The sequence below is a fragment of the Zooshikella ganghwensis DSM 15267 genome (assembly GCF_000428585.1).
GTDB classification, from domain to species: domain Bacteria; phylum Pseudomonadota; class Gammaproteobacteria; order Pseudomonadales; family Zooshikellaceae; genus Zooshikella; species Zooshikella ganghwensis.
On the sequence record NZ_AUAF01000125.1, the window covers coordinates 1 to 13,660 of the forward strand.

General features: G+C 38.9%; 12 protein-coding genes. 5 read left to right on the forward strand and 7 right to left on the reverse strand.

What is annotated here, in order from left to right; genetic code table 11:
• Window positions 1-135: 135 nt before the first annotated feature.
• The 4 genes from F607_RS0120100 to ectA all read right to left on the reverse strand — a co-directional run bounded on the left by F607_RS0120100 (window position 136) and on the right by ectA (window position 4,516).
• Window positions 136-1,578 (reverse strand): aspartate kinase, encoded by a 1,443-nt coding sequence (locus F607_RS0120100; protein WP_038291912.1) that lies wholly within the window; start codon window positions 1,576-1,578, stop codon window positions 136-138.
• A gap of 379 nt (window positions 1,579-1,957) precedes the next feature.
• Complete coding sequence (locus tag F607_RS0120105) at window positions 1,958-2,368, reverse strand: ectoine synthase (protein WP_027709524.1); 411 nt, start codon at window positions 2,366-2,368, stop codon at window positions 1,958-1,960.
• Window positions 2,369-2,513: 145 nt separating this feature from the next.
• Entirely contained in the window at window positions 2,514-3,821 is a 1,308-nt protein-coding gene (ectB, locus tag F607_RS0120110) for a diaminobutyrate--2-oxoglutarate transaminase (protein WP_027709525.1), read from the reverse strand.
• Between the two features lie 179 nt (window positions 3,822-4,000).
• Window positions 4,001-4,516, reverse strand: coding sequence for a diaminobutyrate acetyltransferase (ectA, locus tag F607_RS0120115; protein WP_027709526.1), 516 nt, complete (start codon window positions 4,514-4,516; stop codon window positions 4,001-4,003).
• A gap of 199 nt (window positions 4,517-4,715) precedes the next feature.
• Between ectA and F607_RS0120120 the strand changes: the two genes are divergently transcribed.
• Window positions 4,716-5,159, forward strand: a complete 444-nt coding sequence (locus F607_RS0120120) for a chemotaxis protein CheW (protein ID WP_027709527.1) — start codon at window positions 4,716-4,718, stop codon at window positions 5,157-5,159.
• Between the two features lie 93 nt (window positions 5,160-5,252).
• Window positions 5,253-5,684, forward strand: coding sequence for a MarR family winged helix-turn-helix transcriptional regulator (locus F607_RS30720; RefSeq protein ID WP_051311669.1), 432 nt, complete (start codon window positions 5,253-5,255; stop codon window positions 5,682-5,684).
• An 89-nt stretch (window positions 5,685-5,773) separates the two neighbouring features.
• Here the strand turns inward: F607_RS30720 and F607_RS0120130 are convergent, their stop codons facing one another.
• The 3 genes from F607_RS0120130 to norR form a co-directional block, all read right to left on the reverse strand.
• The gene (locus tag F607_RS0120130; RefSeq protein WP_211233679.1) at window positions 5,774-6,850 is read right to left on the reverse strand and encodes an FAD-binding oxidoreductase; all 1,077 of its coding nucleotides are present in this window, start codon (window positions 6,848-6,850) and stop codon (window positions 5,774-5,776) included.
• Window positions 6,851-7,262: 412 nt separating this feature from the next.
• Window positions 7,263-8,942: a hydroxylamine reductase gene (gene hcp / locus F607_RS0120135; protein WP_027709529.1), complete on the reverse strand. Its 1,680-nt coding sequence runs from the start codon at window positions 8,940-8,942 to the stop codon at window positions 7,263-7,265.
• 221 nt (window positions 8,943-9,163) lie between these two features.
• Window positions 9,164-10,696, reverse strand: coding sequence for a nitric oxide reductase transcriptional regulator NorR (gene norR, locus F607_RS0120140; RefSeq protein WP_027709530.1), 1,533 nt, complete (start codon window positions 10,694-10,696; stop codon window positions 9,164-9,166).
• A gap of 220 nt (window positions 10,697-10,916) precedes the next feature.
• On the opposite strand from norR, the gene F607_RS0120145 reads away from it, so the two are divergent.
• The 3 genes from F607_RS0120145 to F607_RS34245 form a co-directional block, all read left to right on the forward strand.
• Complete coding sequence (locus F607_RS0120145; RefSeq protein WP_027709531.1) at window positions 10,917-12,101, forward strand: NnrS family protein; 1,185 nt, start codon at window positions 10,917-10,919, stop codon at window positions 12,099-12,101.
• 366 nt (window positions 12,102-12,467) lie between these two features.
• Window positions 12,468-13,196 carry a DUF1295 domain-containing protein gene (locus F607_RS0120150; RefSeq protein WP_027709532.1) on the forward strand — a complete coding sequence of 243 codons (729 nt, stop codon included), beginning with the start codon at window positions 12,468-12,470 and terminating at the stop codon, window positions 13,194-13,196.
• A 282-nt stretch (window positions 13,197-13,478) separates the two neighbouring features.
• The coding region (locus tag F607_RS34245) for a hypothetical protein (RefSeq protein WP_157365545.1) at window positions 13,479-13,660 on the forward strand (182 nt) is incomplete at its 3' end.

Genomic DNA, 13,660 nt, shown 5'->3' on the forward strand with positions numbered 1-13,660 from the left:
GATGCATCAAAAAAGTGGACAATGCCGATTCGAAATTGGAAAGCGGCGTTAAATCGATTTATGATTGAGTTTGAGGATCGACTTAGACCCTATATTTAAAACTGGGCGGATACACAGAAATATTTACAGGGTCGGTTAAGATGCTAGGCAAATTGCTTGTCCGTGGTCATGAACCTCTACAAGACAACGATGCAAATTTTTTACGGCTTTTTCATAGTCATCCTCACTCACTATAAACCTCATTTCAACCTGTCGCATCGTTTGATGTACTGCCAAAATACTAATATTTTGTTCTGCCAAAGCCTGGACTGCCTTAGCTAACATCCCTGGTACCTGCATATCACTGCCTACCACCGAAACAATTGCCACTTTTTGCTGATTAATATGTGCTTCACAGAATTTATCTTCTAATGCTTGGCGTATTCGCTTTATAGTTTTTAGATTTGTGGATATATAATGAGTAATTGTATTTGCGTTGGTATCTTTTCCTATCGGGTGGCTTTTGAAGCGGTGAAGTATTGCTAAAACCTCTTTATCATAAGAATCGATATTACCTGCCATATTTTGATCAAAAAGTTCAACCGCATAAATACCTTTACAACCAGCAATAATCTCAACACAAGGCTTATCACTTACATAGTTTCCTGTAATCAACGTGCCTGCATGATCGGGTTCAAAGGTATTTTTTACTCTTAGGGGTATTTCGTTTTTGCGTAAACCTTTGGCAGCTTTTGGGTGAATAGCTTCCATGCCCAAGTTGGCTAGCTGATCAGCCACATCATAATTAGTTCGTCCAATTGGTACTGCATTAGTTTCTCCAACCAGTTTTGGATCAGCACTACTTAAATGAAACTCCTTATGAATAATTGCTTCTTGTGCTTCAGTCAACACGGCAATTCTGCTAAATGTAATCTCACTGTATCCTCTGTCAAATGAAGACATTAAACCTTTTTCACAATGAGCATACCCAGTTACAATAGGTAATTGTTTGCTTAAATCAATTGTATTAAAAGCTTGAATAATTCTATCGTCTAGAGATATATGACATGGTGATTGCCAGCCTGTTAGGTCTACAAAACATGTGTTTATACCTTCCTGTTTGAGTAATTGAGTCATATTCCAGGCGCTATGAGCTTCACCAATACTTGCAAGCATCTCTCGGACTGTTGCTAAATGCATATCTAATGCAAAGTGACCGTGTTGACATAACCGTTGTAGGTCTTTCAAACAACGCTCAGCATCATTTAAACGCTTTCCTATAAATTTATTTGCTTTCTCTAATAAAATATCGTCAGAAAACAGACTTTTATTAATTGAAAAAATGTAATTTCTTAAGTTTTCCAGCGCATCCAGCCAACTATCATCTTTAACACCATTCGCAAATAAAGCATAAACCCCTGATTTACCGGATTTTTTATATTCTAATAGTTGGTCCGTAATTCCACCGTAAGCAGATACTACAAAAATACGCTGGTATAGCGTATTATTTTGTGTAGACTTAAGAATTACATTATCTCTAATAGCGGAAAAGTCATTCATTGATGTTCCGCCAATTTTTTCTACACTATGCATCTTCATTTACTATCCTCATAAACTTCTTTTGAAATAATCCTCATACATTAATTATATATTCAAGCTATAACGAAAGCTGTATATACCCTTCACGAATGATTTCTAGGTTTTGTTATCTTTACTCCTCACCCCAATCACCTATTAATATAGGCTCATGGGGCTTCGTCACTCGATGGCCGCACCTAAAAACCATTTGTATTGGGTATACATAAATGACTTGTAACACCGCTAGGTGGAAAAATCATCACGGCCCGAAGGGTTATGACGGTAAAAGCACTACTCGTTGTTGCTCATTGTTCATTTAGAACAACTAAACTTCACTCTTCGCGCCTAGATTAGTGCTTTTACCGTCATAACAGTGATATTCAAATAGTGTTAACAGGCCCTAGGAAGCAACTGTCAGTGGGTCTGCTTCAACTTCATAAGCACCTTCTTTATTATGGACTTCTTTGCCATTCAAAGGAGGGTTGAATACACAGGCCATTTTCATCTCTGAAAATGCACGAAGAATATGTTTATCATGCTTATCTAGGATATAAATAGTTCCTGGCTTTATCGGGTATTTTTTTCCATCTGCTAATGTTTCAACCTCTCCGTTACCAGAAATACAATAAACAGATTCCAAGTGATTTTTATAGTGCATTTGGAAGTCAGCACCTTCATAAATTGTTGTTATATGGAAAGAAAATCCCATATTATCATCTTTCAATAAAAGCCGAGTACTGTCCCAATTTCCATCTGGTGAAATGATCTTACGCCCACACTCTTCACTTTCTTCCAATGTTCTTACTATCACTTAATCACCAACTTATTTGATATTTATTTGCCAACCAATTTCGATCAAAGTTCATTCGATCAGGTAATATAAAAGATATTAATTTTTATCATTAATAAATTAAAAGCTTAATAATATTTTATATACTTAACTTAAGCTTAAATTATTAACTTGCTAGTTTTTGAGGCTCAAAATAGTTTACCAGACCTGGGATTATTTTTTCCTCAGAACATACTTCTTTAATCGCTTGCTCTACAATAGTGATGCCTTTTCTCAAGTTGACATCTGTAATTGTAAGAGGACACAAGAATTTAACTACATGATCATCAGCGCCACTTGTTTCAATGATTAAGCCATTATGAAAAGCTTTACGTGTGATTTTATTTGCCAAATCACCATTAACACAGTTAATTCCCTGCATCATACCTCGGCCACACTGTGCAAAATTACCTTCTCCATACTTTGCAACAATTGATCTCAAACTTTTTGAGATATACTCACCTTTTCGCTTAATATCATTAGCAAAATGATGGTCTGCCCAATAATGCTCTATTGCAATTTTAGCAGTCACAAAAGCCAGATTATTGCCTCGAAATGTGCCATTATGCTCACCAGGTTTCCAACGATCTAACTCTGGTCTAAATAGAACAACGGCAAAGGGCAAGCCATAACCACTTAATGATTTCGATAAAGTTACAATATCGGGTTTGATTCCTGCGGCTTCAAAACTAAAATAATTACCTGTTCGACCACATCCTGTCTGAATATCATCAACAATCAATAATATATCGTGCTTACGACATACGGCTTCAAGATTACGTAACCAATCCAGCGAGGCTACATTGATTCCTCCCTCACCCTGTACTGTTTCTACTATGACAGCAGCAGGTTTATCCACACCACTGCTTGAGTCAGATAAAACTTTATCCAGATACGCCGTTGTATCAATGCCTTCACCTAAATAACCATCATAAGGCATTCGAATATTTCCGTTGAGACTAACACCTGCTGCACCACGGTGATGAGAGTTACCCGTTAGTGCTAGTGACCCTAAGGTGACACCATGAAACCCATTTGTAAATGAAACTATTGTCTCCCGTCCAGTCACGTTTCTCGCAAGTTTTATGGCAGCTTCAACTGCATTCGTACCTGTTGGGCCAGTAAATTGCATCACATATTCATAGCCCCTAGGTTTTAATATTATTTCATTAAACGCTTCAAGAAATTCACCCTTGGCACGAGTATGCATATCAAGTCCATGAGTAATACCATCATTACTTATATACTGAAGTAAAGCTTCTTTAAAGATAGGATTGTTGTGACCATAGTTTAAAGTTCCAGCACCTGCTAAAAAGTCCAGATACTTGTTCCCTTCTTCATCATAAAGGAACTCGCCTTTGGCTTTATTAAATATACGCGGAAACGAACGCGCATAGCTCTGTACTTCTGATTCAATTTCATCAAAAATTTTCATGCTATTTCTCCCAATATATTTTATTCAGCTTTATTCCTAAAACAGCGAGCATGTTAAAAACGCACTCAATCCTTATAATGTCTGCTAGGAACGATTATTAAAAAGCGGGGGTTTGTAGATTCTTTTTATTTACTATCCGTTAGTATGCGTATATTTTAACTCAATATAACCTCAATAATTTAGGCTTCATGCTGAGCGTTGAATGGGCCTATTTTCATTAACAGTTCTGACTCATGATTTCCTGCAAAATGTTTGCTGCTATCAAAAAAAATGGACTTATTGAACGGTGCTTTTAGCTCTTGTGCTAAGCGCTCAAAAAGAGCCCAAGATGCTAAGTTTGATGCTGTAATGGTGGTTTCTACCGTTACTATCTGACTATTTTGGTTTCTAGCGAGTATATCTCTCAACATGCGCAGCGCTAAACCAATCCCTCTTGCCTGCTCTGCAACAGCTACCTGCCAAATAAATAAGCAATTAGGTCTATCTGGGATCACATAACCCGATATAAAGCCAACAATTTTTCCTCTTAACTCCGCAACGACTGAAGTCCCCGCAAAATGTGTGCACTGCAACAAGTTACAGTACGTAGAGTTAGTATCAAGTGGAGGGCACTGACTAATTAGTTCGGAAACAACAAATCCGTCGCTAGGCCTTGGTAACCGAAGCTTTACTTTACCATCATCACATTCATACATATCTAATTATTTGAACTCTATATATTTAAACGCTAGGAATTCAAACAAATTTTCATCAACAAATCAACTATTAAGTTATAAAGGGGCAGATCACGCCTCATTTTATGTTTCACACCAAGCAATATATATAGTACACTAAATATATATTTACTATAACGTCACAAAAACTAAACAAAAAGGTTAGATCTCTTACTAGTTTATGGATAAACAGTACTTATGTTTTCACCTAAATGGCGAGTATTTTGTGCATTCTGTAAACAGTATCAGAGAAGTGATGCCTTATCTTAAACCAACACCAGTACCTGGCTCACCAGATATTGTTGAAGGTGTGCTAAACATTCGTGGTAATGTTGTCTCAATCATATCTGCTCAAAAACTATTCAACTTAAATAAAAACCAAACATCTGTGGATTCATGCATTATCATTTTTGACAGCCAGTCAGATCTCTATGGAGTTTCAGTGGATGCTGTTGATGAAATAGTCACTTTTAATCAAAGCAAGATGCGTGTCTATGAGGTTAAAAACGATCTTTCCAAGTCACCCTTTATCAAGGGTACCGTTAAGCACTCAAAGGGCTTGCTTATTATCGTGGACTTTATGAACTTATTAGAAATTGAGCAAAATACACTAAGAGGCAGCTAACTTTTCAATTAAAGCAAGACGCCCTCATTATTCATTAAAAAAATACACTACAAAAAGGGATTATTTTCTTTAGTCAGCGAAAGGAAGTTTGATTTGAACGATATAGATGAGGTTTTAGTAGCACTACGTAGAGTCACAAGAGCAAGCCATCTTCAGTCTCGCCAGTTAGTAAAAACCACAGGTTTAACCTTGCCACAAATTATCTTACTACAAGCAATCCAAGCGAAAGGAAAAGTAACGATTAAACAAATAGCCTATGAAATTTGTTTAAGCCAGGCTACTGTATCAACGATTATCGATAGGCTAGAGAAAAAAAATCTATTAATACGCAAAAGATTTGCACAGGACAGACGTAAAGTTCATTGCCATCTTACATCTAATGGCTTGAGGATCTTAGAAAATACGCCTACATTGCTACAAAAGCATTTCACACAACAATTCCATATGCTTGAAGAGTGGGAAAAAAGTTTAATCATTTCAGCATTACAGCGCATGGCCAAAATGATGGAAAAGCAGCCAGATTAATTTAATGAAAGCTAAACACTTATTTGTACATTTGTAATTTACTATCGCTTTTATACGGTAGTAAATTATAATTAAAAAATTTAATCCTTTTAGGATAAACTAACCTCAATATCACCTTCAACTGTGCTCGAACAAGCCAATACCCACCCCTGATTGCGCTCAGCTTCTGTAAGTACATCAGCCGGCAATGAGTCAACCTTGCCTTGGGTAACTTTACATTTGCACGAACCACATATACCTTGGCGACAGGCAGCGATAATGGGAATACCTCCTTGCTCTAACGCATCAAGCAGTGTTGAACCTTGTGCTACTTCTGCTTTATAGTTAAAAGAAGGAAGAGCAACCGAAACATCATCTTTTTCAGTCGTACCTTCGACTGAAGGCGCCTGTAACTCAGTTAACGTATTAGCAATAAAGCTTTCTTGGTGGAAGTGAGACATATCAAAATTAGCGTGTTGTGCAACAGCATTTACTGCTTCCATAAAAGCTGTTGGTCCACAAAGAAATATCGTTCTTTGCTGCCAGTCTGTACATAGTAAATCAAGTTTTTCTTTGTTGATTCGCCCTATTAGCTGCTCAGGTTCTTTCTCATTTTCATCAAGTGTATTTTCCAATAAAAATTGACACCTAAAGTTTTTATATTTTTTATCTAGCGCCTTAATTTCATTATGGTAAATAATGTTATTATGATCCCGAGCACAATGTAAAAAATCAATATCAATGCCTGAATTCGCACTTAACAATGTACGCGCCATAGACATCACAGGAGTAATACCACAACCAGCACTTAACAGTAAAATACGCTGACCATACTGGCAGTCATTTAAATTAAACTGTCCAGCAATACCAATAGTATTTAACTGATCACCAGGCTGTAAGTTATCAATAAGCCAGTTTGATACCTTACCACCAACAACTCGTTTAATAGTTAATTGCAGGTATTTATCACCAGGTATTGAGCTAATAGAGTACGCTCTATACTCTTTTTTTCCGTTAATCTCTACACTTACATTAACAAACTGACCCGCTTTAAAATCAAACTGTGCTCGATTTTGTGCAGCAAACAAAAAGCTCGCAGTATCTTCTGTTTCCAGCCAACGTTTTTTTAGAACTAATGTTGAGTGATCAGAATGCCATACATCATCTGACGCTAACATATTACTCATGACTTTTATCCAAATAACCGGCAAGAGACCCTAACCTAGTATAGTTGAGAAAACATCAACTCACGCTTTTTTAATGGAGAACGCATCAAAAAATTCAAAACTATAACCTTCATTTTTAGGGTTTGATTAGGGCCTGTTAACACTATTTTAATATCACTGTTATGGGGGTAAAAGCACTAATCTAGGCGCGAAGCGTGAAGTTTAGTGGTTCTAAATGAACAATGAGCAACAACGAGTAGTGCTTTTACCATCATAACCCTTCGGGCCGTGATTATTTTTCCACCTAGCAGCGTTACAAGTCACTTATGTAGAATGACTACACGGCATTCCTTGTGCCTTGCCAGGTGGAAAAATAGTCTACGGCAGTGGTGATTCAAATAGTGTTAACAGGCCCTAGGATCATTTTTATCATTTACGCTGCGCTTTCTTGCAAAACTGCCTGCATATCTTCCGTCACAGAGCTAATCATGCGTAGATCAAACTTATCCTGCAAAGCTTTAATTAAATTATCTGTTAGAAATGCAGGAGCGGTTGGTCCCGTATAAATACCTCGCACCCCTAAAGCAAGTAAAGTAAGTAAAATAACAATGGCCTTTTGTTCAAACCAAGATAATACTAATGTCAAAGGTAATTCATTAATATCACACTCAAATGCTTCAGCTAATGCTAATGCCAACTGTATTGCTGAATAGGCATCATTACACTGACCAATATCCAACAACCGTGGTATACCATTTATGTCACCAAAAGGCTCTTTATTGAAACGATATTTACCACAGGCAAGTGTTAGAACCAGTGTATCTTCCGGTGTTTGGGTTGCAAAATCTTTAAAATAACTACGCTCAGCACGACTGCCATCACACCCACCCACTAGGAAAAAGTGTCGTATATTGCCTGCTTTTACTTGATCAATGACTGCTGACGCTGCTGTCATTAAAGCATTACGTCCAAAGCCAATGGTTATACGCTGCTCAATTTCGGTACTGGTAAAACCTGGCTGCGCTTGCGCACAAGTAATTACTTCAGCAAAATTTTCTTCTTCAATATGTTTTACACCTGGCCAACCAACAATACTCCGAGTAAAGATACGTCCTGCATATTGTCCAACATTTGGATTTAATAAACAGTTCGATGTCATCACTATTGCACCAGGAAAATGAGCAAACTCCTGCTGCTGATTTTGCCAGGCACTTCCGTAATTACCAACTAAGTGAGCATATTTTTTTAGCTCGGGGTAGGCATGAGCTGGTAACATTTCACCGTGAGTATAAACGTTAATACCAGTCCCTTCTGTTTGCTGAAGAATCAGTTCCAAATCACAAAGGTCGTGGCCAGATACAAGAATACACTTACCTTGTACAGGCTTGACGTTAACTTGTGTTGGCTCTGGGTGGCCATAGGTTTCTGTTTCACCGTGATCGAGTAATGCCATAATTTTGTAGTTAAGACGACCTATTCGCATTGCGGCTTCAAATAAAGCGTTCTGGTCGATGGGATCACTACCTAGCCATGCAAAAATAGAGTGAAATGCGCCCGCAACATCCTGATCCGTCTGTCCTAAAACCCGCGCATGTTCCATATAAGCAGCTGCGCCCTTCAATCCATATAAACACAACAGCCGAAGTCCAATCACATCATCACTGACATCACCCTGCCCACGGTTTACTGCAACTTCAGGTGCTAAAGCTGCTATTTCTGCAGCAAGCTGTTCGGGATCATTTGTTGAAAGAGGCAATGCAAAAGTGGCTACCAAAGGCAAATTGGCAATAGACTTTCCTTGTGCAGCAACGAGGGTTTGTAACTCGTGTCTGAATGTCTGAGCCTGCAGTGCATACTGTACTATTCGGATAGGGTCAAAGTTGACATTCGTCAGCGTTGAAAAAAATGCTTTTGGCACCCAGGCATCAATGTCAGGTTTAATAATACCCAAGCCTCGCGCCAATTCAGCCCAGTATGATACACCCTGCAAGCAATAGACTAGAACATCTTGCAGGTCAGAAACCTCTGCTGTTTTTCCACACATGCCCTGGGCAAATGAACAACCCTTACTGACGGGTGTTTGAATGGTTTGTTCGCATTGGATACAAAACATTTCAAGCTCCTGATTAAGCTAGTGATCAATCAATAATATTAACCAACAGCTTTAGCAGAAGTTGTGCCAACCGTATTTTAAACCATAAAAAAATAAAGTCTGTATAAAACAGTGTTTTAAGTAAATGCAGTCAAAATCAAAACCATAGCTGATGTATTATTAACAATAGATACGTTGTCATTATCACAACAAAGATGCTGTCATTAATACAACCGTTAGCTTTACTTTAATCCAAGTTTTTTGCCCAGCTTATGAAAATTCCCTCGATCCATTTGTAGAAAAGCAGCTGCTTGATTCCAAACCCCATTAGTCTTTTCTAAAGCATGTCTAATTAAAGCCCGTTGGTAATCCTCAACCGCATCACGCATAGCAACTGAGCTGGCAGGCAAACTCACCGTTACTTGTTCATCATCATGCCCACCGTTCAACTCAAGCCCCAAATCTTTAACCATGATTAATGCCTGGCCTCGCTGAATCACCCTCAAACCTGCACGCATTAAAGTATGCTCAAGCTCCCGAACGTTACCTGGCCAGCTATAGTCCTCTAAACGATTAAGTGCTTGAGGATGAATATGAAGACGATCAAGCTTAAATTGTTGCCGCACCTTATCGAGAATATAACCCGCTAATACAGGAATATCACCATCCCGCTCCCGAAGACTCGGCACCCAAATTGGGAAGACATGTAAGCGGTGAAATAAATCGGATCGAAAGCGGCCTTCCATCACTTCCTGCTCAAGTTGACGGTTCGTGGCAGCGATTACTCGTACATCAACTAAACGATTCTGATCAGCTCCAACCCTTTGCACTTCCCCCTGCTGAATAACACGCAACAGTTTGGCTTGTAGTGATAAAGGCAATTCACCCACTTCATCCAGAAAAATTGTGCCACCATCTGCCAGCTCAAACTTCCCTGCACGATGACTTGCAGCTCCCGTAAAAGCACCTTTCACATGACCAAACAACTCGCTTTCAGCAATCGACTCTGGCAACGCTGCACAGTTAACATAAACCATCGGTTTATCCGCTCGCGTTGAGCCTGCATGTACTGCATGAGCCACAAGTTCTTTACCTGCGCCTGTTTCACCCTGTATAAGCACTACAAAATTTGACTGGGCGACAAGTTGGATATTATCTCTAAGGCGCTGTATTTGAGGGCTTATACCTACAAGCTCCCCACCTTTATTCCGTGCTTCTTCAATCAAGAGTTTGTTAACACTCTGCTGATGTAAATTCGCCTTTTTTAATGCATACATTAGCCTGACATTGCGAATAGTTGCGGCGGCTAATGCCGCAAATGTTTCTACTGTAACATCCTCCACTTGATCAAAAGCCCCTACATCAATCGCATCAAGCGTGATAATGCCAACCTGCTTTTCTTCTACATACAAGGAACAGCCCATACAAGCATGAACTTCTGCAGTGCAGTCTGGGTCTTTTTTAAATAAGCCATCAAAAGGGTCAGGTAGCCCACAGTTTGCAGTAAAACGAACTGGTTTACGGCTTTCCATTATGGCTTTTAACCGAGGGTGTGCAGCAGGGGAAAAGCGGCGTCCCAGCACATCTTCTGTGAGTCCATCTGTAGCAACGGGATGCAATAGTCCTTGTTCATCAAGAATAAATAGCACACTGGCATCACAAGGTAATACTTCATTAAGCGCATGAATCAACCGCTGATAATGGTGTCCCTCAGGGAGATGTATATTGAGATCTAGCGCGATTTGCAGCAGCGCTTGGGCAAGAGCATTTTGCATAAGAAAAGTGACTTTTGTCGTTAAGGCATTCAACTGTTGTATTAATTACAACAAACAATCGAATCAAAAGCCAACACTGCATTTATAATAAATGGGCTATACGGCATTTCACCTGGTTTTATCCAGCTTCATTTTTTCGTTTACCCCCAACAAACTATTGGCATAATAATTGACTACACGAGCTTAACTGTAAATATCAAGATCAAGTATTAAGGGTTCCATGATTAATATTATTGACCGCCAATACGAAGCTCGTATTCACCCACTTATTCGATTAGGTTTTCGGCCTTTTTTTCTGTTTGGCGCACTGTATGCGGTTATAGCTCTAGGTATTTGGCTTTGGTCCTTTCGATATGGCCAGCCAACCTGGTTAACTGCACCTGCTTTATGGTGGCATGCCCATGAAATGTTTTTTGGTTTTGCAATGGCCATTGTTGTCGGTTTTTTACTCACTGCTGTTCAAAACTGGACAGGAATTCAAGGAACCAAAGAAAAAAGGCTTTTATTAATCATTACTCTTTGGTTAATACCTCGTCTTTTATTTTGGCTGCCTGTTCCCTTATGGGTAGTGGCTGTACTGGAAACGCTGTTTATTGCCTTTGCCTGTTGGGAAGTTGGGTATCGTGTCGTTAATGCCAAACGTTGGCAAAATCTACTTTTTTTACCCATGCTGTTTATTGCCATACTGGCAAATCTTGCCAGTTATGCTAGTGTACTGAGGATCTGGGATATTCCAGTGCTTGCTATATGGCAGGCTGTTTTATGGTGGTTTATTTTACTTATATCGATTATGGCTGGTCGTGTCGTACCTTTCTTTACTGCACGAAAACTTAACTGTGATAAACCTCAGCCTATTCTGTGGCTAGAATTAATTGCCAACTTGTCACTGCTTTGTCTCCTTGTATTATGTTTCTTTCCTAATTTAAACCAACTCTTTTACAAGTCACTTCTATTAATCGCTGGCTTATCTCAACTAATTCGTATGATAAGATGGTTAGGCTACCGTACCTTTAAAGAGCCACTGCTATGGTCTCTCCACCTGTTTTATTTATGTATTCCTTCAGGCTTGCTAATAAGTGGACTGACTCATAACCCCTGGATTCAGCATACCATGCTCCACATTTTCGCTATCGGTGGATTGGGTGGCATGATACTCGCCATGATTCCACGAGTATCTATGGGACATACTGGTCGCGATATTTATCAAGGCCCTTGTTTTTGGCCTGCTTTTGTTTCATTAATCGCCGCAGTTTTTATCCGCACTGTTGGTGTCATTCTATTTCCTACTCAGTTACAGTCACTATTCCTGCTCGCAGGAATATTTTGGATGATTAGCTTCACACTTTTTGCCATCGTATTTGGACCTATGCTTATTAAACCCAGAGCAGATGGCCAACCTGGCTAGGGTCTGTTAACTTTTATTCGTCAAAGCTACGCATTATTTTTTACCCTGTATAAAGTATATCTTTAATTCTTTTATTACGTTTTTATGTATATAAAATGACATCAATTATATCAATAAAAACTGTTTTATTTGTTATAAAAAAGAGTGTAGTGTTATTGTGAGATTGTATTTTTATGGCTGTAACAATGCGTATACTGCTAACTCACCTCATGCTGACATCATAATTATACCTATAACGAAGGGTATAACTAACTTGTTAGTCAAACCCCTGTCAGCAGATAGCTGTATACGATAAAGCACACCTCTTTTTAACTAAGAGCTTTTGTTTTACTAGAAAGGTAATCATTTAAGGAAAAGGAGCCACGAATGGAACTGTGGATCACCCAAGCAGTGGTCATCGCTGCTTTATCTGTTTGCGTTTTTATAAGTGCAAGCAAATCAAAAGACATGCATATGGCCTTTATTTGGGGATTTAATACCCTACTTCCAGTGTCACTGGTATACTGCTACTTTGGCCAAGGTGACTTAGCTCACAAAGCTTTAATTATGAGCTTTGTTATTATTTACCTGATACGAATGAATATCGTATTAACTGTTTGGTATGAAAATACGGCTGCTGCTAAATTAAATGAAATTGTTCCACCCAAGCAGTTTGCGTTACTTTCCATCGTACTTGTTAATGTTTTTGGCTGGATCTACTGCTTACCCTTCTACTGGGCAGCTGATATGCATGGACCTTTCACCTACCTGGAATATACAGCAATTATCGTTTATATCATTGGTAGCATCTGGCACTTTGGCAGTGACTATCAGAAGCGAAAATTCAAACAGAATCCTAGTAATAAAGGCAAGATCATTAATATTGGATTCTGGCGCTATTCACGTCATCCAAACTACTTTGGTGACTTTTTAATTTTCGTCAGCTTTGGTTTGTTGGCTGGCAACTGGTGGGGAGTGGTCGCACCACTAGCTAACTTAATGCAATATCTAAGTGATGCGATTCCTAAAAGTGAAGAGATGGCAGAAAAGCGTTATGGCAATGACTGGTTAGAGTATAAGAAGAATGTCAAGTGCCTAATCCCTTGGGTCTATTAATCAATACCCAGAGCGAAGTATTTAGTGCTTACCTACTCTGCTAAATATCCATGACGACCCATCAATCACTGAAACAAAAGCTGGTAGTTTATTCCTGACTCGCTGGCATTGTTTCACTATAACAATGATTCGTGAAGGGTATACCTAGATAGAGTAAGCACTAAAGATTGCGTATATATAACAATACTGTGGACACTTTTTGGCTGAGAGTCGTAGGTTGTACCAAAGATAGAAACTGCGAGAATGCGGTTATCAACGTCGTATTGTCACAGGAATCTATCTTTGGAAAGCATAGTAAAAACGGTTTTACGCTCAATGTCCAACGTTAATAAACCTCAACGCACATTTATAGCCGCATTGTTGACGACATTAATCGTATTTCAAGGCAAGGCAACCTATAGAAATATGAACCGTTACAGTGATATGAGTGAAAAACGTTTTAGCCGTTGGTATAGCCGGGCATT